Source organism: Streptomyces sp. NPDC005281 (genome assembly GCF_040607495.1).
In the GTDB taxonomy this organism is placed as follows: Bacteria; Actinomycetota; Actinomycetes; order Streptomycetales; family Streptomycetaceae; genus Streptomyces.
This window is the reverse complement of sequence record NZ_JBEXGX010000001.1, coordinates 342,871-363,659: the sequence shown is the minus strand read 5'-3', so window position 1 is coordinate 363,659 and position 20,789 is coordinate 342,871. Positions and strand designations below refer to the sequence as shown.

Annotated in this window: 17 protein-coding genes; 10 read left to right on the top strand and 7 right to left on the bottom strand. The window is 70.7% G+C overall.

Features of this window, described 5'->3' with window-relative positions; all coding sequences use genetic code 11:
• The first annotated feature begins 9 nt into the window (after window positions 1-9).
• Window positions 10-894: a formyltetrahydrofolate deformylase gene (gene purU / locus ABZV42_RS01555; protein WP_356050627.1), complete on the top strand. Its 885-nt coding sequence runs from the start codon at window positions 10-12 to the stop codon at window positions 892-894.
• Between the two features lie 64 nt (window positions 895-958).
• On the opposite strand, the gene ABZV42_RS01550 is transcribed toward purU, so the two are convergent.
• Window positions 959-2,227 (bottom strand): maleylpyruvate isomerase N-terminal domain-containing protein, encoded by a 1,269-nt coding sequence (locus ABZV42_RS01550; RefSeq protein WP_355977912.1) that lies wholly within the window; start codon window positions 2,225-2,227, stop codon window positions 959-961.
• 113 nt (window positions 2,228-2,340) lie between these two features.
• Window positions 2,341-2,922: a sigma-70 family RNA polymerase sigma factor gene (locus tag ABZV42_RS01545; RefSeq protein WP_355977714.1), complete on the bottom strand. Its 582-nt coding sequence runs from the start codon at window positions 2,920-2,922 to the stop codon at window positions 2,341-2,343.
• 524 nt (window positions 2,923-3,446) lie between these two features.
• Here ABZV42_RS01545 and ABZV42_RS01540 point away from each other — a divergent pair.
• A complete protein-coding gene (locus tag ABZV42_RS01540) occupies window positions 3,447-3,779 on the top strand; it encodes an STAS domain-containing protein (protein WP_356050703.1) in 333 nt (110 codons plus the stop codon).
• Between the two features lie 314 nt (window positions 3,780-4,093).
• Complete coding sequence (locus tag ABZV42_RS01535) at window positions 4,094-4,606, top strand: EF-hand domain-containing protein (RefSeq protein ID WP_355977716.1); 513 nt, start codon at window positions 4,094-4,096, stop codon at window positions 4,604-4,606.
• 204 nt (window positions 4,607-4,810) lie between these two features.
• On the opposite strand, the gene ABZV42_RS01530 is transcribed toward ABZV42_RS01535, so the two are convergent.
• The gene (locus tag ABZV42_RS01530) at window positions 4,811-6,343 is read right to left on the bottom strand and encodes an AMP-binding protein (protein WP_355977718.1); all 1,533 of its coding nucleotides are present in this window, start codon (window positions 6,341-6,343) and stop codon (window positions 4,811-4,813) included.
• Window positions 6,344-6,509: 166 nt separating this feature from the next.
• Between ABZV42_RS01530 and ABZV42_RS01525 the strand changes: the two genes are divergently transcribed.
• The 4 genes from ABZV42_RS01525 (at window position 6,510) to ABZV42_RS01510 (ending at window position 11,012) form a co-directional block, all read left to right on the top strand.
• On the top strand, window positions 6,510-7,697 hold the full coding sequence (locus tag ABZV42_RS01525; RefSeq protein WP_355977721.1) for an amidohydrolase family protein: 1,188 nt from the start codon (window positions 6,510-6,512) through the stop codon (window positions 7,695-7,697).
• Window positions 7,697-8,851: an acyl-CoA dehydrogenase family protein gene (locus tag ABZV42_RS01520; RefSeq protein ID WP_355977724.1), complete on the top strand. Its 1,155-nt coding sequence runs from the start codon at window positions 7,697-7,699 to the stop codon at window positions 8,849-8,851. Before ABZV42_RS01525 ends, ABZV42_RS01520 begins: the two co-directional genes overlap by 1 nt.
• Entirely contained in the window at window positions 8,848-10,071 is a 1,224-nt protein-coding gene (locus ABZV42_RS01515) for an acyl-CoA dehydrogenase (protein WP_356050626.1), read from the top strand. The genes ABZV42_RS01520 and ABZV42_RS01515 overlap by 4 nt, the downstream gene beginning before the upstream one ends.
• A gap of 479 nt (window positions 10,072-10,550) precedes the next feature.
• A complete protein-coding gene (locus ABZV42_RS01510; RefSeq protein WP_356050625.1) occupies window positions 10,551-11,012 on the top strand; it encodes an ATP-binding protein in 462 nt (153 codons plus the stop codon).
• Window positions 11,013-11,604: 592 nt separating this feature from the next.
• Here ABZV42_RS01510 and ABZV42_RS01505 read toward each other — a convergent pair.
• Window positions 11,605-12,540: a cyclase family protein gene (locus tag ABZV42_RS01505; RefSeq protein ID WP_356050624.1), complete on the bottom strand. Its 936-nt coding sequence runs from the start codon at window positions 12,538-12,540 to the stop codon at window positions 11,605-11,607.
• Between the two features lie 96 nt (window positions 12,541-12,636).
• Between ABZV42_RS01505 and ABZV42_RS01500 the strand changes: the two genes are divergently transcribed.
• From ABZV42_RS01500 to ABZV42_RS01490, 3 genes are all read left to right on the top strand, one after another.
• The gene (locus tag ABZV42_RS01500) at window positions 12,637-13,548 is read left to right on the top strand and encodes an SDR family oxidoreductase (protein ID WP_355977734.1); all 912 of its coding nucleotides are present in this window, start codon (window positions 12,637-12,639) and stop codon (window positions 13,546-13,548) included.
• Between the two features lie 30 nt (window positions 13,549-13,578).
• Window positions 13,579-14,745 (top strand): acyl-CoA dehydrogenase family protein, encoded by a 1,167-nt coding sequence (locus ABZV42_RS01495; RefSeq protein WP_355977736.1) that lies wholly within the window; start codon window positions 13,579-13,581, stop codon window positions 14,743-14,745.
• Window positions 14,746-14,967: 222 nt separating this feature from the next.
• Complete coding sequence (locus ABZV42_RS01490; RefSeq protein ID WP_355977738.1) at window positions 14,968-16,017, top strand: Zn-dependent alcohol dehydrogenase; 1,050 nt, start codon at window positions 14,968-14,970, stop codon at window positions 16,015-16,017.
• 175 nt (window positions 16,018-16,192) lie between these two features.
• On the opposite strand, the gene ABZV42_RS01485 is transcribed toward ABZV42_RS01490, so the two are convergent.
• The 3 genes from ABZV42_RS01485 to ABZV42_RS01475 all read right to left on the bottom strand — a co-directional run bounded on the left by ABZV42_RS01485 (window position 16,193) and on the right by ABZV42_RS01475 (window position 20,788).
• Window positions 16,193-16,972, bottom strand: a complete 780-nt coding sequence (locus tag ABZV42_RS01485) for a hypothetical protein (protein WP_356050623.1) — start codon at window positions 16,970-16,972, stop codon at window positions 16,193-16,195.
• Between the two features lie 11 nt (window positions 16,973-16,983).
• Complete coding sequence (locus ABZV42_RS01480; RefSeq protein WP_355977742.1) at window positions 16,984-19,092, bottom strand: polysaccharide deacetylase family protein; 2,109 nt, start codon at window positions 19,090-19,092, stop codon at window positions 16,984-16,986.
• A gap of 103 nt (window positions 19,093-19,195) precedes the next feature.
• A complete protein-coding gene (locus tag ABZV42_RS01475; RefSeq protein ID WP_355977916.1) occupies window positions 19,196-20,788 on the bottom strand; it encodes a glycosyltransferase in 1,593 nt (530 codons plus the stop codon).
• Window position 20,789 lies beyond the last annotated feature (1 nt).

Here is a 20,789-nt window from a genome sequence, read left to right as displayed (position 1 = left end):
CTGTCCCGCATGAATGAGCCGTCCGTCCGCGGGACCGCGCCCGCCGCCGAGCAGTACGTCCTGACGCTGTCCTGCCCCGACAAGCAGGGCATCGTGCACGCCGTGTCGAGCTACTTGTTCATGACCGGCTGCAACATCGAGGACAGTCAGCAGTTCGGCGACCACGACACGGGACTGTTCTTCATGCGCGTCCACTTCTCGGCTGAATCGCCGGTGACTGTGGAGAAACTGCGTGCGAGTTTCACAGCGATCGGCGACGCCTTCCACATGGAATGGCAGATCCACCGGGCCGAGGACCGGATGCGGGTCGTCCTCATGGTCAGCAAGTTCGGCCACTGTCTGAACGACCTGCTCTTCCGCGCGCGGATCGGCGCGCTGCCCGTCGACTTCGCCGCGGTGGTCTCCAACCACACGGACTTCGCGGAACTGGTGGGGTCGTACGACGTGCCCTTCCACCACATCGCGGTGACGAAGGACACGAAGGCCGAGGCCGAGGCCCAGCTCCTGGAGCTGGTGCGGGAGAAGGGCGTCGAGCTGGTCGTCCTCGCCCGCTACATGCAGGTCCTCTCCGACGACCTGTGCAAGCAGCTCAGCGGACGCATCATCAACATCCATCACTCCTTCCTGCCGAGCTTCAAGGGCGCCAAGCCCTACCACCAGGCGCACGCCCGCGGGGTCAAGCTCATCGGCGCCACGGCGCACTACGTCACCGCCGACCTCGACGAGGGCCCGATCATCGAGCAGGAGGTCGAGCGGGTCGGCCACGACGTCACCCCCGACCAGCTGGTCGCCATCGGCCGTGACGTGGAGTGCCAGGCGCTGGCCCGCGCGGTGAAGTGGCACGCGGAGCGCCGCATCCTGCTGAACGGCCGCCGGACGGTCGTCTTCGCCTGACCGCCTGACCGCCAAACCGCCCGGCCGCCTGACAGCCTTGCCGTTCGGCCGCCCGGCCGCCCGCTTACATCCTGCTCAGCGACGCGGCCGCGAACAGCACGTCCCTGATGACCTCGCGGTCGCCGTCCTGTCCGGCGGCCGCCTCCTCCGGGGACACATGGCCCGCGGCCAGGCGGCAGAACTCCACCCCGTCCAGCGCGACATGGGCCACCTCGTGATCGGCGGAGCCCACGGCGCCCGGCGAGTCGAGCGGGATGAGCCACTCGCCGCCCCCGGAGCCCTCGATCTCCAGGCGCAGACTGCGCCCCGGTGCGCCCGCCGTGACGAGGTGCCGGGACGACCGCGCGGACAGTCCGGCCCGGCGCCGCTCGGCGAGCGAGACGGGCAGCATCCGCGCGGCCAGGTCGATCATCCGGTGCAGGTGCCGGGGAGCCGGGGGCTCGTACGGGTAGTCCACCGCGTCGGCGATGTCCCCAGCGTGCACCCAGCATTCGAAGGCCCGGTCCACCATCGAGTCGCTCAGCGGCAGGTCGAATCCGCCGTACGCCACGGTGAGCCGCCCGGAGGTCTCCCCGCCCGCGGCCGCGCCCGCCGCCGGGGCGCCCTCCTCCACGAACGACACCGTCCGCACGATGTCGTGGCTCTGTTCCCGCCAGGGTCCGCGCACGGACCGGGTGTGCGGGACGCGCGTGGAGCGCCAGTACGTCTCGGTGCGGTCCTGCGGTGTCGGACCCTGCGCGCCGCTCCCGCCGAGCGGGTCGTCCAGGCCCAGCGCGACGGCGACCAGACCGTCGACGCTCAGCAGATGGGCGATGACTCCGGCGACCGTCGTACGGCGGCTCACGGGCCTGTCGTCCTCGAACCAGCGCAGCCGCACGGGCGCGTGCCATTCGGAGCCGCCGATGTCCTGGAGCAGGGCGTCGAGACGGGCGGTCTCCGCGTCGTACGCGGCGGCCCACTCGGGGACCGGGATGCGCGGCGGGCGCCGGTCCAGGCAACTCGTCAGGACGCGGGTGCGCAGCGTCGGGTCCAGGTCGAGGCTCTCCGCCGGGTGCAGCAGTCCGACCGCCTCGCGCAGCCGCAGCGCCTCCTCCGCGCACGAACCGCAGTGCCCGAGGTGTTCCTCGACGGCGCCCGTCTCGTCGGCCGAGCAGGCGGCCAGCGCCCATGCGCCCAGCAGCGACTTCAGGACCCGGTGTTCGAGGACCAGTGGCGCCGGTCCGGGCAGGGGCAGCCCGGTGTCCTCCACGGAGGCGCGCGGCGGCGGTATGCGCGGCAGCCCGTCCGGCCGCGGTCCGGCGCCGCCCGCGTCCTCGTGCCCGTCCTCACGCATACCGCTGTGCCCGTCCTCGTCCTTGCTCTCGTCCATGTCCCTGTGCGCGCCCTCGTGGCCGGCCTCGCGCCCCTCCTCGCCGTCGAACGGCTCGAAGGGGCTGGATTCCTCGCTCACCGCGCACCCCCGTGGTCCGGTGGCACGCCGGCGGGCCCGGCGTCGTGCGCGGTGGACAGCAGCTGAAGCCCGAGGCGGAGCCGGCGGCGGGCCTCGTCCTCGGTGACGCCGAGATCGGCGGCCGCCTGGCGGTAGTCACGGCGTTGGAAATACGCCAGTTCCAGCGCGGTCCGCAGCGGGGTGGGCATGGACGTGACGATGTAGTCCGCGCGGGCGGCGACGGACGCGCTGCGCACCTTGCGCTCCAGTTCCTCGGTGGTGCCGTCCCCGCCCTGGGCGAGTGCGGCGGTCTCGGTGGCGCGCAGGCGCTGGACGGCCAGCCGGTGGGTCAGCGTGGCGACCCAGGAGCGCAGCGGGCCCTGCTTGGGGTCGTACGCGTCGGGGTTCTCCCAGACGTGGGTGAAGACCTCGCGGGTGATGCCGTCGGCGGCCCGCTCGTCCCCGAGCACGCGATGGGCGAGACCGTGCACGAGCGAGGCGAACCGGTCGTAGAGCTCGCCGAGCGCGGCCGCCTCCCCGCGCGAGAGCCGCTGCTGCATCTTGCGGTCCCAGCGGGGCGGTGCGTCCTGCGTCGCCATACGGCCCCCTCACCTGGTCGTGCCCGGCGCCCGTCCATGCGTCCGGCCGGTGTGCCGGCCGTGTCCCCTGTTTCTGTCCAGCCATGCGCCGCTGTTGTCCAGCCTGAGCGCAACCGCTGTCTTGAATGTAGTCGGCACGTCCGACAGCGCACGCCCCTTTGCGTCAATGTGCGCCCCTGGGCGAGCCGTAGATGGTAGAAGCCCGCCGCTTACGCCCCCGGATCCGACCGCTACTGGCTGTACGCGACTGAAAGAGAACCTTCGTGAAGCTTTTTCGACCGTAGATAGCCGTTTCTTCTTGGCGGGATCCGTGTTTCATGGAACTACGGCGGGGCAGCCGCGCTGGAAGGAAGCGTACGGAGTGCTTCCGTTTCTGCTGGGCGAGGCGAGCGAGAGGCGTGGCGGTGACGCTCAAGGTGACCCACGTGACCGACGTGACCGACGGCGAGAGCGGCGCGGACGGCACGGAAAGAGGGAGTACGGGCGGTTCGGGCGCCCCGCACCGGCACGAGGACGAGTGGGCCGTGCTGCGGGTGTCGGGCGAACTCGACCTCGTCACGTCGCCCGCGCTGCGCCAGAGCGTCCACGACGTGGTGGCCGCGGGGCGGCACAGCATCGTCCTGGACCTGTCCGCGGTCGTGTTCTGCGACTCCAGCGGTGTCGGCGTGCTGATCGCCGCCCGTCGTCTGATGCGCTCGTGCCAGGGGCGTCTGCGGCTGATACTGCCCGCGCAGGGAGCGGCCGACGGCTCCCACGTCAACCGGGTCCTCGGGGCCCTCGGGGTGCGCCGGCTCTTCGACGTCTACCCCGGCGTCGACGCGGCGACGGACGAGGAGTCCCGCCCGCTGTCGGCCTGACGGCCGCCCGATCACGGCCCCTCCCACCCTCCCCGGCCCGCTCCCCCCGCCCTTCAGGCGGCCGAGCCCGCCCCGGAACCGGGCCTGCCCCGGAACGGGGCCCTTTCGCCACTCGTGGCCCCGTACGGACACGCCTTGATCACCGCGTGGCACACCGGCACGCACACCGGCACGCCGTTGTCCCGGAATTCTTGCGGTCTTGGTACAACCGTCGCTTTCCGGCACCCCGGACGGTTCTGGCGACGTACGCTCCGTCCCAGATGAACCGCAGTCCGGCCGAGGCCGGCTGAGTAGTGAGGCGGTCCGAACACACCATGGTCAGTTCCGAGTACGAGCGCAGGATCGCCGCCCGGTTCGCCGGCTTCGACCAGGACGGCAACGGTTACATCGACCGGGAGGACTTCAGCGCCGCGACCAAGGCCGTGCTCGCCGAGTTCGGCACCACGGCCCGGTGCGACAAGGGCCAGGCCCTCTACATCGGGGCCGAGGCGTTCTGGCAGGGCATGGCCGGGATAGCGGACCGGGACGGCGACCAGCGGATCACGCGCGAGGAGTTCGTGAGCGGCGCCGTGAAGCGGCTGCGCGACAACCCCGAGCGGTTCGCCGAGATCGCCCGCCCCTTCCTGCACGCGGCCATCGCGGTGGCGGACACCGACGGGGACGGCGCGGCCACGGTCGAGGAGACCTCCCGCGTCCTGCGGGCGCTCGGAGTGGGCGAGGCCGTCGCCGCCACGGTGGCCGGAGCCCTCGACACGGACGCCGACGGACGGATCGGCGAGACGGAGATCGTGAGCGGGTTCGCCCGCTACTTCACGGTGCAGGAGTAGCAGGAGTAGCAGGAGTAGCAGGAGTGGCCGGAGCGGGCCGCTGGACGGGACCTCACCCCGAAAGCAGGGACGAGGTCATCACCCGGTGAGCCGGGCGAGGTCCGCACTCCGAAACCCCGGACGAGCTCCCCACCCCGAGAACCGGGCGAGGTCCGCACTCCGAAACCCCGGACGAGCTCCTCACCCGGTGAGCCGGTCGGGCCCTCACCCCGAGAAGCGCTCCCTGAGCCGGTACTTGAGCACCTTCCGCAGTGCCTCGTTGCGCGGAAGGGCGTCCACGACCTCCAGTTGCTCCGGCAGCTTGTGCACGGACAGCCCTTCCCCGCGCAGATACGACGTCAGCGCGGCCAGCGTCAGCTCCGGCGCCCCCGGCGGCTGTTCCACCACCACGCAGACGCGCTCCCCGCGCTCGGCGTCGGGCAGTCCGATCACGGCGGTGTCGCCCACCGCCGGGTGCCGGTGCAGCAGGTCCTCGATCTCCTTCGCGGAGATGTTCTCGCCCTTGCGGATGATGATGTCCTTCACCCGGCCGGTCAGGACGAGGTGACCGCTTCCGGTCAGATGCCCGACGTCCCCGGTGATCAGGAACCCGTCCCCGTCGAACGCCTCCGCGGTCTGTGCCGGGTCCAGATATCCCTGGCACACGGCCTCCCCCCTGAGCCGTACGTCACCGTCGGCGCCGCACGGCCGGAGGGCGCCCGCCGCGTCCACGATCCGTATCTCCATGCCCGCGGGGGGCCTGCCCTCCGTGGTGGCCAGGTTCTCGGCGGTGTCGTCCGGCGCGCCCATCGTGATCATCGGGACCTCGGTCATCCCGTATCCGTGGGTGAGCTGCACGCCCATCTCCCGGACGACCGAGTGATAGACCTCGGGCGGCTTGGGGGCTCCGCCGCCCGCCAGCAGCCGCAGCGTGGGAATGACCGGCTCCCCGGGCCGTTTGCGCTGTTCGGCCAGGAACATCGAGTAGAACGCGGTCGACCCGCCCGCCACCGTCACGCCGTGCCGGCGGTACTCCTCCAGGGCGGCGGGCAGCGCGAAGTTCTCCAACATCACGGCGGGGAAGCCGTACAGCAGCAGCATCACCGTGTAGTCGGGCCCGGCGATGTGCGCGTACGGGAAGGCCATCGAGCCCACGTCGTCCTCGGACAGGCGCAGCGCGTGGGCGAGGCAGGAACCGCCCGCGATCAGTGAACGGTCGTTGTGCAGCACGCCCTTGGGGTCGGAGGTGGTGCCCGAGGTCCAGTAGATCCAGCGGACCGAGGTGCCGTCGCAGGGCGGGGCGGGCAGGACTGCCGGATCGCCGTCGGGCAGGGCGTCGTACGCCTCGAAGACGTTCTTCGCGCCGAGCCGGTGCGCCATCGCGGTGTGGTCGAAGCCGCGCCACTCGCCCGGCACGGCGAAGTACTCCGCCTTCGACTCCCGCAGGGCGAAGCCGACTTCGCGGTCGCGGTAGAAGGGGATCACCGGCGACTGCACGGCGCCGAGGCGGGCCAGCGCGAAGGACAGCAGGGCCGTCTCGATGCGGGTGGGCAGCTGCCAGGCGACCACCGTGCCGGGTCGTACGCCCCTGTCGTGGAGGCCCGCCGCCACCCGCTCCGCGCGGTCCCGCAACTCGCCGAAGGTCAGGGAGCGGTCGCCCTGGAGCAGGACGGGCCGGTCGGGGGTGAGGCCGGCCCGGCGGTCGACCAGCTCCCACAGTGTGCGCGCGGAACTCAGGGCGTGTGCGGCGTCGTTCACTTCGGCCCCCTGTGGTCGTTCGCTTCGATGCACAGAGCTGACGGGCAGTCAGATCGTGCGCAGAGCGTAGGGCTCGGCGCCTTGTCGGTCCATAGGTGCGGGGCTAGCCTGCTTGTGCAGATGGATCTGACGGACCATCAGAAACGTACGCCAGGCGGAGGGGACCATGACCGAACTGCCCCGCATCATCAGCGTCGACGACCATGTGATCGAGCCCGCGCACCTCTTCGAGACCTGGCTGCCGCGGAAGTACCACGACCGGGGACCGCAGCCGCTGACCGCCGGGATCGGCGAACTCGCCTACGTGGCGGGCAAGTACCAGATCGCCATGGACCCGGACGGCCCGCCGACCGACTGGTGGATCTACGAGGACCTCAAGTTCCCGTACAAGCGCAACATCGCCGCCGTCGGCTTCGACCGCGACGAGATGACGCTGGAGGGCATCACCCGCGCCGAGATGCGGCCCGGCTGCTGGGACCCCGCCGAGCGGCTCAAGGACATGGACCTCAACCACGTCGAGGCCAGCCTCTGCTTCCCCACCTTCCCGCGCTTCTGCGGCCAGACCTTCGCCGAGGCGCACGACAAGGAGGTGGCCCTGGCCTGTGTGCGGGCGTACAACGACTGGATGGTCGAGGAGTGGTGCGGCGACAGCGGCGGCCGGCTGATCCCGCTGTGCCTGATACCCCTGTGGGACATCGGCCTGGCGGTCGCGGAGATCCGCCGCAACGCCGCCCGGGGAGTGAAGGCCGTCACCTTCTCCGAGATCCCCACCCACCTCGGGCTGCCGTCGATCCACTCCGGCTACTGGGACCCGTTCTTCGCGGTCTGCCAGGAGACCGGGACCGTCGTGAACATGCACATCGGCTCGTCCTCCCAGATGCCCGCCGCGTCCCCCGACGCACCGCCCGCCGTCCAGGCCTCGCTGTCCTTCAACAACGCGATGGCCTCGATGATGGACTTCCTGTTCAGCGGCGTCCTGGTGAAGTTCCCGCGCCTCAAACTCGCCTACTCCGAAGGCCAGATGGGCTGGATCCCGTACGCCCTGGAGCGCGCCGACGACGTCTGGTCCGAGCACCGCGCCTGGGGCGGGGTCAGGGACCTGATCCCGGAGCCCCCGTCGACGTACTACTACCGGCAGATCTTCTGCTGCTTCTTCCGCGACAAGCACGGCGTGGCGTCCCTGGACGTGGTCGGCCGCGACAACGCCACCTTCGAGACCGACTACCCGCACGTCGACTCGACCTTCCCGCACACCAAGGAGGTCGCCCTCGACCATGTGAAGGGCCTCGACGACGAGACGGTCCACAAGCTGATGCGGGGCAACGCGATCCGCATGCTCGACCTGGACCTGTAGTGGACCTGACGTACACGCCCGAGGAGGAGGACTTCCGGGCGCGGCTGCGGACCTGGCTCGCCGAGGTCCTGCCGAAGCTGCCGCCGAAACCCTCCCCGCACGACTGGCCCGCGCGACGGGCGTACGACCTCGGCTGGCAGCGGATGCTGTACGACGCCGGGTACGCGGGCCTGCACTGGCCCGTCGACGCCGGCGGCCGGGGTGCCACCCCGACCCAGCACCTCATCTACCTGGAGGAGACCGAGAAGGCGGGCGCCCCCTACGTAGGGGCCAACTTCGTCGGGCTGCTGCACGCCGGGCCGACCATCGCCTCCGAGGGGAGCGCCGGGCAGCGGGCGCGCTGGCTGCCGCCCGTGCTGCGCGGCGAGGAGGTCTGGTGCCAGGGCTTCTCCGAACCGGACGCCGGTTCGGACCTCGCGGCGCTGCGCACGCGCGCGTGGCGCGACGGCGACGACTACGTGGTGAGCGGGTCCAAGATCTGGACCTCCCACGCCGAGGTCGCCGACTGGTGCGAACTGCTGGTGCGGACGGACCCGGCCGCGCGCAAGCACAAGGGCATCACCTGGCTTGCCATGCCCATGGACGCGCCCGGGATCACCGTCCGCCCGCTGCGGACGCTCGCGGGCTCCACCGAGTTCGCGGAGGTCTTCCTCGACGAGGTGCGCGTCCCGGTCGCCAACCGGGTCGGCGCCGAGAACGACGGCTGGCGCGTGACCATGGTGACGCTCTCCTACGAACGCGGCACCGCCTTCGTCGGCGAGGTGGTCGCCTGCCGGCGCGTGCTGTCCGAGGTCGCGCGTGAGGCGCGGAGGAACGGCCGCTGGGACGACGCCGTGCTGCGCCGGCGTCTCGGCAGGCTGAACGCCGAGTTCCGCGCGCTGTGGCGGCTCACCCAGTGGAACGTGAGCGAGGCGCAGGGGACCGGGGGCGTGCCGGGCGTGGGCGGTTCGGTCTTCAAGCTGCGTTATTCGCACGCCCGTCAGGAGCTGTACGACGCCGCCGCGGAGGTTCTCGGACCCGACGCCCTGGACGGGGACCAGGAGTGGACCCGGGACCGGCTGTCGTCCCTGTCGTACACCATCGCGGCCGGCACCTCGCAGATCCAGCGGAACATCGTGGCCGAGCGGATCCTCGGCCTTCCCAAGGGGAGATGAGCTCGACAGTGGACTTCCGGCTCACGGACGACCAACGGGCCCTGCGGCAGGGCATACGCGCACTGCTGGAGGGCCGCTTCGGGCGGGAGGCGCTGCGCGCGGCCGTGGACCGGGCGGACGGGAAGGGCGCGACGCCGGGGAAGGCGGAGGCGGACGGCAGGGGTGCGACGGGAGAGAAGGCGGGCGGGGGTGTTCTCGACCGGGAGTTGTGGCGCGAGCTGGGCGCGGCGGGGTTCTTCGCGCTGTGCCTGCCCGAGGCCGATGGCGGTGTCGGACAGGGCCTCCCGGAGGCCGTGCTGGCCTTCGAGGAGGCGGGGCGGGTCCTGCTGCCCGGTCCGCTGATCGCCACCCATCTCGCCGCGGGAGCCGTGCCCGGCGCGGCCACCGGGGAGGTGGTCGTGACGTCCGCCGACGGGGGCCTCGCGGGCGCGGGGCTCGTGGAATGGCTGGACGAGGCCGACGTCGTACGGGGCGACGCCACCGGCGCCGAACCCCTGGCCCCGATGGACCCGCTGACCCCCTTGCACCGCTTGCCCCTCCCGGACCGGCCGGCCCCCTCGGACCGGCTGCTCTCCTCGGACCGGTCGGACCGGTCTGCCCTATCGCACCGACTGCTGCCCCCGGACCGGTTGGCCCCCTCCGGCAGGCTGCCCTCCGCGGACCGGCCGACCCCCTTGCACCGGCTGCTCTCCTCGGACCGGTTGCCCCCTTCTCGCCGGCCGGCCCCCTCGCACCGGCTGCCCGTGACCGTCGGCCGGACGGCCGTCGGTGGCGAACCCCGGGCGGCCGGGGCACCGGATCGGCTTGTCGCGTCGCTGCTCACGGCCGCCGAACAGCTCGGCAGCGCCGCCCGGACCTGTGAGACGGCGGTGCAACACGCCCGGACGCGCGAGCAGTTCGGGCGGCCGGTCGGCGCCTTCCAGGCGGTGCAGCATCTGTGCGCGGGCATGCTCGTGCGGGTCGAGGTGGCCCGGGCGGCCGTCTACGCCGCCTCGGTCACCGCCGACCCGGTGGACATCGCGGCGGCCCGCCTGCTGGCCGACGAGGCCGCCGTGCGCGGCGCCCGCGACTGTCTCCAGGTGCACGGCGGCATGGGCTTCACCTGGGAGTCCGACGTCCATCTGCACCTGAAGAGGGCGTGGATCCGCACGCACCGCGCCGGTGGCGCTACACAGAGCGAGGAAGAGCTGGCGGACGATCTGGTGGCCGGGACGGCGTAGAGGGCCGCTGGGCTGGGGCGTCGCGGGAGGAACGCGGACGGATGTCGCGGATCGTGGCAGAACGGGATCACGGAGCGTTGAGACCGGGTTGTGTCCTAGGCGTGACTTGTCACGGCCTGGAGTCGGCGCCGGGCTCCGGTACCTTGTGTGGGATGCGAGTGGTTCTGAGGCTGAGCCATCCCGGTGTTGCCCCCGAGGCCGCGCCGGACCCGGCGATGCGCGCCGCTCGTACGGCAGGGCGGACCCCCGCACCTGCCTGTTCGACTCCCCGTGGCGAGCGTCGCACAGTATGCCGCACGCGTACTCCTTCGCGCTGGAATATGCCCGAAGCGCTTGTTGGGGTGACTGTACGTCAACCATGCTGTCTCGCAAGGGAATCACGTTCCGTGATCCTTGTTCTGGCCATGCAGAAAATGGCTACGATCGTGGCCCTTGTGAGGCGCGAGGCGATGTGTCCGCCGGTTCGGATGGTGTGAGCGGTGCAGGTGCTTCAAGTGCAGCTGGAGATCCGGCCCGACCCCGCAGAGGTGGGGCGAGCCCGGCGCTGGGCCCGTTCGAGGCTCGCGGGGTCCGGGATAGACGCCGATGAACCACTCGCCGAGACGCTGATCCTGCTCGTCTCCGAACTTGTCACCAACGCCGTGGTGCACACCGGGTGTCCGGCCGTGCTGCGCCTGTGCCTGCCCGGCGGCGCCGGGGCCGCGACCGTGCGTCTCGAAGTGGCCGACTCCAGCGCCCGGCCGCCGATGCCCCGGCACGCGGACGGTGACGAGACCAACGGCCGCGGCCTGGAACTGGTCGACGGCCTCGCGGACCGCTGGGGCTGGAACCCCGAGGGCGCCGGCAAACGCATCTGGTGCGAGGTGGACCGCTGCGCCTCGGGTGCCGCGCAGGACTCCCCGTACGGCGCCTACGGCGGCTTCGCGTACGAGGCTGTCTGAAGCCGGGTCCGGCCGACTCCCGTGCCTGCCGCGCTGCCGCGCGGGACGGCCGGGGGTCGCCGAGGTGATCCCGTCCCTCTCGCGTCCATCCCGCGTTTTGTGCATGTATGCACGAAACCGCTGTACACGGCCGCGGTCGTGGCCGAATGCGCCGGGTCGTGCTTCCGTACGCGCTGTCTCAAATAGGATGGAACGCCGTAAATCCCCGATCGGGTGTTGACGTGGCGTGTCCGTTTGATCACGCTTGTGTTCAGCGATTCACCGCGAGGGGACGGCGGGGGTTCCGGTGACGGGAGCCCTCGGCGAGTGTGGGTCGCGATTCGGCGTCGGCTCCCTCAAGGCCGGGGGAGGCAGGGCGGGTACGCCGGAGGCGGATGGCGGCGCGCGGTGCCGTGCCCGGGGTGAGGTGGGGACCTTCCGGCCGGGCGCAGTCGAGAGTGGGGGAGGCGCGCCGCCAGCCGGCCCTTGAAGACGTGGGCCCCAGAGACCGCCCTCGAAGGCGCGGGCCCCAGAGACCGCCCTCGGCGGGGCAGGCCCCGGAGGTCGTTCTCGAAGGCGCGGGTCCTGAGGTCGCCTCGGTGCGGACGGGCCGTCAGAGAATCGCCACGGGTGCCACCGGTGTGCCGGTGCCGCCGACGAAGGGCTCCGGCATCGCCGACAGCAGGAAGGTGTAGCGGCTTTCTTGTCCACAGGCTGTGGACAACTCTTCGAGATTCCAGTTCTGGCCCTGCATCATCCCCATTTCGACCAGATCGAGTGCGTGTACGGGCAGCCACAGGTCATCGATTTCGGGCGGGAAGATCTCGAACGTCAGGGTGTCGTTGGCGACCGCCGCGACATCGCGCGCGTGGAACCACTCGGGCGTGCGCACCGACAGGCCGGGCGACGGATACCCGTATCCGTGCTTGTCGCCCGCCAGATACACCTGGATCTGCCCGGTCCGTACGAGCACGATGTCGCCCGCCCGTACGTGCGTTCCGGCCAACTCCTCCGCCGACTCCAGGTCTTCGGGAGTCACGGCATGCCCGCCGGCCAGCCGGTGTTCGCCGCGCGCCCGCGCCACGTCGAGCAGGACACCGCGCGAGACGATGTGCCGCGGCTTGTCGATCCCGCTGAACTCGGCGCCGCCGTGCGGGGTGACGGTGGAGGCGGGGCGCCCGTTGTAGAGCCTGCCGGAGTGCGAGACGTGGGGCAGCGCGTCCCAGTGGGTGGCCGCCTGGAGGCCCATGGTCACGGCGTCGTCGCTGCACGCCACCGTGCCGGGGCCGAAGATCTCCTGGTTGATCTGCACCATCGTGTGCAGCGGATTGACCCGCCCGGGGATCATCCCGGTCTGCACACCGTCCTGCCGGAGCGGCAGGGCGAGCGGTACGCGCAGCCCGGTCCGTACGGTCGCGGCCGCCTCCCGTACGACCTCGTCGGTGATGAGGTTCAGCGTGCCGATCTCGTCGTCGGCCCCCCAGCGCCCCCAGTTGTTGACTCGCTTCGCGATCTCGTGGAACTCCGGATGAAGCGCCGACTCTGGCATGAGTCCTCCCCGGGGTCTTGTCTCCAGGTATCTGACGGGTCGTAGAATCCGAGTTGAATCTAACGGACCGTCAGAAACTGCGGGAAGGGGCCGGGCATGGGGAACTTCCTTGCGGGCAAGGTCGTCGCCGTCACGGGCGCGGGCCGGGGGATAGGCCGGGCGGTCGCCCTCGCCTCGGCGGCCGAAGGCGCGCGCGTCGTCGTCAACGACTACGGGGTGTCCATCGAGGGCGCCGAGCCCACGAGTTCGATAGCCGACACCGTCGTCAAGGAGATCGAGGCCGCCGGCGGGGAGGCGGTCGCGGTGGCCGACGACATCTCGACGATGGCGGGCGGGCAGCGGGTCGTCGACACCGCGCTCGCGTCGTACGGGCGGATCGACGGTGTGGTGTGCGTGGCCGGCATCCTGCGCGAGCGGATGCTCTTCAACATGTCCGAGCAGGAGTGGGACCCGGTGGTCGCCACCCATCTCAAGGGCACGTTCACGCTGTTCAGGGCCGCCTCCGCGGTGATGCGCAAACAGGGTTCGGGCACGCTGATCGGCTTCACCAGCGGCAACCACCAGGGGTCGGTGGCGCAGGCCAACTACAGCGCGGCGAAGGGCGGGATCATCTCCCTGGTGCGCAGCGCGGCCCTCGGGCTGCACAAGTACGGGGTCACCGCGAACGCCGTCGCGCCCGTCGCCCGTACCCGCATGTCGGCGAACGTCCCGATGGAGCTGAAGGAGATCGGCGAACCGGAGGACGTGGCCGCGCTCGTGGTCTACCTGCTGTCGGACCGGGCGCGCCAGGAACGCATCACCGGGCAGGTCTACACGATCGCCGGACCGAAGATCGCCGTATGGGCGCAGCCGCGCGAACTGCGCGCCGGGTACGCCGAGGGCGCCTGGACCCCGGAGAGGATCGCCGACTTCCTGCCCGGGACCGTCGGCGTGGACCCGATGCCGCTGCTGGAACAGCTGGAGGCGATGGCGCGGGCGGCGGCGGACAAGACGCGGCCCAACGCCTAGCGGCGCCCCGGGACCGGTGGAGGAGAGCGCGTGGATTTCGCATTCGGCCCGCAGGACGAGCTCTTCAGGCTCGAGGCGCGGGCCTGGCTGGAGGAGCACCTGGCCGGCACACCCGCGCGCCGCGACTGGGAGCGGGAACTCGGCGGGGGCGGCTGGATCGGGCTCGGCTGGGCGGAGGACGGGTACGGCAACCGGCGCGCGGACCTGACCCGGCAGGTGGTGTGGGCCGAGGAGTACGCCCGCTCGAAGGCGCCCGCCCGGTCCGGGCACATCGGCGAGAACCTGCTGGCGCCGACGCTCATCGCGCACGGGACGCCGGAACAGAAGCGCCGCTTCCTGCCGCCGGTCGCCCGGGGCGCAGAGCTCTGGTGCCAGGGGTACAGCGAACCCGGCGCCGGTTCGGACCTGGCCGGCGTCCGGACGGCCGCCGTGCGGGACACGGGGGCCGGTGCCCCGGGGGCGTACCGGATCACGGGGCAGAAGATCTGGACCTCGCTCGCCCACGAGGCGGACTGGTGCTTCGTGCTCGCCCGCACGGAGCCGGGGTCCGCCCGCCATCACGGTCTGTCCTTCCTCCTCGTCCCGATGGACCAGCCCGGCCGGGTCGAAGTCCGTCCGATCCGGCAGCTGACCGGCACCAGCGACTTCAACGAGGTCTTCTTCGACGGGGCGGTCGCCCGGGCCGGGCATGTGGTCGGCGGCGAGGGCAACGGCTGGCGGGTCGCCATGAGCCTGCTCGGCTTCGAGCGAGGGGTCTCCACACTCGCCCAGCAGATCGGCTTCGCAGAGGAGTTGGGGCAGGTGCTGCGGACGGCCGTCGAGACGGGAGCGGCCGGGGATCCCGTCGTCCGCGAACGACTCGTGCGGCTGTGGGCCGAGTTGCGCGCGATGCGGTGGAACGCCCTGCGCACACTGGGAGGTTCGGGGAGTCCCGGGGGCTCGGGCGCACCGAGTGTGGCGAAGCTGCTGTGGGGCGGCTGGCACCGGCGGCTCGGTGAACTGGCCGTCCAGGTGAGGGGGGCCGCCGCGGCTGTGGGTCCGGCGGACTGGTCGGACGCGCTGCCCTACGAATTGGACGCGGCCCAGCACCTGTTCCTCTTCAGCCGGGCCGACACGATCTACGGCGGCTCGGACGAGATCCAGCGCACGATCATCGCCGAGCGTGTGCTCGGCCTGCCGAAGGAGCCCCGGGGCTAGCCGCGGCCGGCCCTTCGGAGGGCTTCAACAGGGCTTGAGGAGCGGCGAGTTCGGTAAGGCGCGGCTCGGGCGGAGACAGGACACCCAGGTGCGGCGCGAGAACGGCCCGGTACGGACGGGACGGCCAGGAGCAGCCCGGTACGGACCGGGAACAGCCCAGGAACAGCCCAGGAACAGCCCAGGAACAGCCCGGGGCGGCCCGGGAAGAGGGGAGCCGGCGCGATGCGAGGCGTGATCTTCGACGGGAAGAGGACCCAGGTCGTGGACGACCTGGAGATACGGGACCCGGGGCCCGGAGAGGTCCAGGTGGCGATCTCCGCGGCGGGACTCTGCCACAGCGATCTCTCCGTGGTGGACGGGACCATTCCGTTCCCCGTTCCCGTGGTGCTCGGCCATGAGGGAGCGGGAGTGGTGGAGGCGGTGGGCGCGGGTGTCACCCACGTCGGGCCCGGCGACCATGTGGCCCTTTCCACCCTCGCCAACTGCGGGACCTGCGCCGAGTGCGACCGGGGCCGGCCGACGATGTGCCGCAAGGCGATCGGCATGCCGAAGCGGCCGTTCACGCGCGCAGGCGAGCCGCTCCACCAGTTCGCCGCCAACTCGGCCTTCGCGGAACGCACGGTGGTGAAGGCGGTGCAGGCGGTCCGTATCGCGAAGGACATCCCGCTGACCTCGGCCGCGCTGATCGGCTGCGGAGTTCTCACGGGGGTCGGAGCGGTCCTGAACCGGGCCCGGGTCGACCGCGGCGACACCGTCCTGGTCATCGGCACGGGCGGCATCGGTCTCAACGTCATCCAGGGGGCCCGGCTCGCGGGCGCGCTGCGGATCGTCGCCGTCGACTCCAATCCGGCCAAGGAGGCCGTGGCCCGCGAGTTCGGCGCGACGCACTTCCTGACCTCGGTGGACGGGGTGAAGGACATCCTGCCCACCGGTGCCCAGCACGCCTTCGAATGCGTCGGACGCGTCGAACTCATCCGCCAGGCCGTCGACGCGCTCGACCGGCACGGCCAGGCGATCCTGCTCGGCGTCCCCCCGGCGACGGCCGAGGCCTCCTTCCTCGTCTCCTCGATGTACCTCGACAAGTCCATCCTGGGCTGCCGCTACGGCTCGTCCCGCCCTCAGCGCGACATCGCCCTGTACGCCGAGCTGTACCGCGAAGGCCGCCTGCTCCTGGACGAGTTGGTGACGGCGACGTACCCGGTCGAGGACTTCGAGAGGGCGGCCGAGGACGCGCACGCGGGGAAGGTGGCGAGGGCGGTGCTGACGTTCTAGGGCGGCTGTCGCCTGTGCGGCGGGGCGCTGGACCACTCGGCCGACCTGCCGCCCGCCGAGCGGGTGGTCCCCCAGGAGAGGTGGCCGACCGACCACCACCGTCCGGACCCGGACCTCGGCGGGCCAAGGCCACTTCGAGATCTGGGTCCGGCGGCGGGTGTGCTGAGCGAGCCGTTCAGGCTGTGCGGGCCCAGAAGTCGCCGAACCACAGCTCACTGTTGTCGACGCGCAAGCCGACCCCACCCGGAGCTGCCAGTGGACCCGGTGTGCGATCGACGGTGTGCAGCACTTCTTTGCCGTCGATGGCCAGGCGCAGCCGAACCCCGGAGAACACGTTCACCGCATGGGCCTCGACCAGGTGCCAGTCGCCGTAGCTGATGGCATGGCTGCCTTCGGCGATCGTCGTGTAGTCCCCGCCCTCCACGGCAGCGGCGTCGTGGGACGGCACCTTGCGCTTGATGACCACCGCGCCGTCCCGGCGCCGGAAACTGAGCGCGTACAACTCCTGCGGGCTGTGATAACGCAGCCAGACGTGCCCACCGTCCCAGTCCTGCTCCGGGGTGCGCGCGGTAGTGATCGGCTGCCGCAACCGCACCTTGAAGGAGACCGTGACCGGGCCGAAGTTCCGGCGTCGGCTCACCAGCCGGAAGACCGCCGAATCGTTGATGGCACCGGAGTCGGGGCCGGTCTCGCCAGCATCGGGCCGACCGGTCCAGCCGAGGCCGCCGGTCGCGAACAGTGAGCCGCTGGTGGTCACCCAGTCAGAGGTTTCGTGCGCCCTGGGGCCGCGAGGATTGCGGAACGCCCACTCGTTGGTGATCAACCCGTCCGGGCCGAAGCGCGGACGGAATTCCGGGAAGGCATCGCCGCCGGACACCTCATAGGCGCCGATACCGACGGCAGAGGCGCCAAGCACCCCGGCCACGCCCCCCCAGACGAGTTGACGTCGTGTCACGCCGGCCACGATCAGCCTGCCCCTGTGATGGCCACGACGTTGAGCTTCTGGACGGTCGGCCACGACCACCGGGTCAGGCCTCGGTAGGCCGAGAAGCCCACCCCGCCCGTCTCGCCCTTGGCGATCAAGCTGATGCTGGTCGAGCCGTCCACAGCGATCTCGGTGCTGTCGGCGGTCACCGTGATCGTCAACGCGTGGGTGGGTGCCTCCGCAAGTCGACGACTGGTTACCAATGCCTGGTTGTCCGCATTCCCCGAGTAGACGTCCACGTGGTCACGGTAGACACGCACGCTGATCGCCAGCGGGCTTCCGACCCGAACCCAGAGTGCACCGCTGACCTCGCTGTTGGTCAGATTGGAGATCGTGCCGATCAGGGTGTAGTCGCTCCAGCGGGCGGTCGCGTCGGGCTGGTAGGCACCGTACGCCGAGAGCGTGCGGCCCTGCGGGGCCAGCTCACTGCGCGTGATCTTGAGCGGCGCCTTGACATCCGGAGAGGAGACCCAGGAGGCATTCGGGGCGAGCAGCGCGGTGTCAGCCACCTGCTGCTGTGAGCCGGTCACGGTGCGCGAGCCGTCGGCGATGTCGACGATCCGAAGCGAAGCAAAGCGGGGCCAGGAGACCCCCGGCTCGTTGATACCGACGCGCAGCGTGATACCCCCGGTCCGATGGGCAGGGCTACCGCTGGTCGGCAGTTGCGCGTACACCGTGCCGTCCACCCAGATCTGGGTGCTGTTGGTGCGCACCGCGATCCGCAGCATGTGGCTGGAGGCCGAGGTCAAGTGTTTGAGTATCTTTTTCGTACCCGAGACGGAGACCACCAGGTTGTTCTGGCTCACGCTGACCGCGACCGGGGCGCCGCTGTCGTCGCGGACCTGGACGGCCCCCTGATTGGTGCCGTCGCCCAGGCCCGAGACGCGTGCGTCCACCTCGTAGCCGTTCCAGTCGACGCTGCTCCTCGGTCGGTAGATTGCGGCCATGTAGTGCACCGGCGAACTCTTGTCCGGGTAGGGGCCGACGCCGGTGAAGGCGCCCAGACCACTCATCCCGCTGCTGTCGTCGTGCTTCCACAACTGAGGCTGCGCCAGCGGCGCGCTGGCTTGTGGGGCGACCTGGGTCCAGCGGACCGCGTCCGCGACCAGCTCAGCAGAGGTGGTCGACTTGAGCACTTCGAGGCGCTGCACCTGCCGGGCTGCGGCCGCGCGTCGGCTGGCAGGCAGGGGGAGGGACGAGACGTTGGTCATCGTGGCCACGAATCTGCCGTTCAGGATTTCCTGCAGCGTCTGCCCCGACATCGGCAGGTTGGGCCGCTCCGTCGCCTCGGAGAAGGGGTATGCGAACAGCTTCGGGGCGGGCAGGTCATGAGCCGCGAAGGCGTCGAAGGAGAGCTGGAGGTCGCTGTCGACTCGGGCCTCGTACTCATCGAGGCTCTCCTGGCGCTGCTGCCGCGACAGCCAGAGTCGGTTGGCCAGTGCTGAAGCCCTGTCGCCCTTCGCATCCACTACCGCGCGGCGGTGCAGGTTGTGCGTGTGGTCCTGGAAGTCCCAGCGTCCCGACGCCTGCATCCGGGCGATCTCGTTCCACGACAGGTAGTACGGGCGGTCGTCGACGCGGCCGGTGATCAGGAAGACCGTGCCGTGCATGTGATGCCGGGCCAGTATCCGGTCGGCGTAGACCCACAGGCCATTGGGGCCGTCGTCGAAGGTGATGTAGACCGAGCGCGGCGGCGCCGGCTCGCCCTGCAGGTAGGCGACGAACTCGTCGGTGGTCAGGCTCCGGTAGCCGGCCTTCTCCAGCGCGGTCAACTGCGCGTCGAAGGACGCTGCACTGACGGTGTAGTCGCTCGGAGCGGGTCCGACGTCGTGGTAGGCCAGCACGACCGGAGCGGCCGTGGCCGGTAGGGACTTGGCTGCGTCGCTCCATGAAGCCGCTTGCCGGGTATCGATCCGGACCGTCGGCGGTTGAACCTGGGTGCTCATGTACTTGCCGTACAGGTAGTACTCGGCGGCGGCGTAGAAGGGCAGAGCCAGCACCGCGAGTGCCAGCACGACGAGCCCGAACCTGGCCGGCCAGTGCCAGACGCTCAGGCGCTGCTTCCCGGGATGCCGGTTCACGTCGGTCACGGCAGGATGCTCCCTCGGGACAGCACGATGGCGTATATGCCGCATACCGCGGCGATCGACAACAGGGCGGCGGCGAGCCGCCCCAGCAGACTCAGGGCTTTCATCAGGTGAGGCTCCTTGCCCAGACGCCGCGGCGGATGGTGGCGAACGAGTACGGCAGCAGCCAGGCCAGCAGCACCGCCGACAGCAGGCTCATCAGCGGCCTGTAGCGCCAGCGTCCGTCGTTCGGGTTGTCCACCTTGAACGCCAGGCCCCAGACGAGGCCCTTGAGGACGACACCGCACAGATAGAGCAGCGTCAGGAAAGCCATGCCGTGCAGCGGCGCCCACACCAAGTGGCGGAAGGCCATGACCGGAGCGGCCACCACCCACAGAGCGTGCCCGTAGTAGAGAGCCGCCGGGCCGAAGCCGCGGCGCCACATGAAGGAGCCGGTGAAGAAGAGGTTGCGGATGAAGCTCTTCTTCCAGCGGATCTGCTGCTTCATGAACGAGCGGAAGCTCTCCGGGACGTTCGTCCAGACCTTGGCGGACTGCACATAGCCGATGCGCCAGGCACGCTCCGGGTAGTCGCGCTCGGTCACGAAGGGGGAGTCGGCGTACTGCTGCTTGAGCTTCCTACCGCGCCAGCACTGGCCGAGTACGTAGCCGGTCAGCTGACGGTCGGTCGCGAAGCGGAACGGCGCACCCATGAACCGGTCGCCGGCCCAAGCCGGCAGATAGTTGTATACGGCGTCGCGGCGGAAGACCGCGAGCGGTCCGGAGACGCAGGTGACCGAACCGAACGTGGACTCGGCGGCCTTCGCCACACGGAACTGGCCCTCGTACCAGACGTCCTGAGCCTTGGTGAAGACGGTGCGGGTCACGTTGAGCGCGCGGGCATGACCGCTGACGGCGCCCAGTTCCGGATGGTCGACGAGGGCGCGCACACAGCGGCTGAGGGCGTCGGGAGCCAGGATGCAGTCGGAGTCCGTGAAGGCGATGACGTCACCGTCGGCGATCTCGCACGCCTTCACCAGCGCGTACTTCTTACCGAGGTTCTTCTCCAGGTAGAGCACGGTGATGCCGAGCTCGGCCTCCAGCCGACGCAGCACGTCACGGGTGCCGTCCTCGGACATGTCGTCCACGACGATGATCTGCAGCAGGTCCTCGTCGTATTCGCACAGGGCCATCGAGCGCACGCAGGCTTCGATGTAATCGATCTCGTCCTTGACCGCAAGGAGGAAGCTGACCTTGGGCCGCAGCGGCAAGCTCGGGAAGTCTGCCAGCTTCTTCTGCTTGGGACGCTTGCGCAGCGTCCGCTCCGACGGGTCGTCGTAGCGGCTGTACGCGATGTAGAGCATGGCGATAGTGCCGGTCAGCACGGTGAAGCCATAACCGAGCACCAGAGGGCTCTGGGCCAGGCGCGGTGCCTCACGGGCCAGGATCAGCAGCAGCGGCAGCAGACAGATCAGTGTCAGCACACGGCGGACGCCGTGACGGAGTGCTGGGTGCATCGCGTCCAGCCGGCGGCGCAGGAAGCCCGGTTCGATCTTCCGGGTCGAGCGCAGGGTCGGCAGCGGCGGTGGTGCAGGAAGGTTTGCCTGCGCCCGTTCGATCGTGAGCGTGGCGTTGTTGGACTGGAGGTGCTGGTTCGGGTCTTTCGGATCGAGCTGTCCGGATGGGGCGGAGAGCTCGACGTGCAGGTCGCGGCCGGGCATG

Bases quoted from the DNA above. Each gene is read 5' to 3' on its own strand.
- purU (WP_356050627.1), top strand. From the start codon at position 10: ATGAATGAGCCGTCCGTCCGCGGGACCGCGCCCGCCGCCGAGCAGTAC.
- ABZV42_RS01550 (WP_355977912.1), bottom strand. From the start codon at position 2,227: ATGCGTGAGGACGGGCACGAGGACGCGGGCGGCGCCGGACCGCGGCCG.
- ABZV42_RS01545 (WP_355977714.1), bottom strand. From the start codon at position 2,922: ATGGCGACGCAGGACGCACCGCCCCGCTGGGACCGCAAGATGCAGCAG.
- ABZV42_RS01535 (WP_355977716.1), top strand. From the start codon at position 4,094: ATGGTCAGTTCCGAGTACGAGCGCAGGATCGCCGCCCGGTTCGCCGGC.
- ABZV42_RS01525 (WP_355977721.1), top strand. From the start codon at position 6,510: ATGACCGAACTGCCCCGCATCATCAGCGTCGACGACCATGTGATCGAG.
- ABZV42_RS01515 (WP_356050626.1), top strand. From the start codon at position 8,848: ATGAGCTCGACAGTGGACTTCCGGCTCACGGACGACCAACGGGCCCTG.
- ABZV42_RS01505 (WP_356050624.1), bottom strand. From the start codon at position 12,540: ATGCCAGAGTCGGCGCTTCATCCGGAGTTCCACGAGATCGCGAAGCGA.
- ABZV42_RS01500 (WP_355977734.1), top strand. From the start codon at position 12,637: ATGGGGAACTTCCTTGCGGGCAAGGTCGTCGCCGTCACGGGCGCGGGC.
- ABZV42_RS01490 (WP_355977738.1), top strand. From the start codon at position 14,968: ATGCGAGGCGTGATCTTCGACGGGAAGAGGACCCAGGTCGTGGACGAC.
- ABZV42_RS01475 (WP_355977916.1), bottom strand. From the start codon at position 20,788: ATGCCCGGCCGCGACCTGCACGTCGAGCTCTCCGCCCCATCCGGACAG.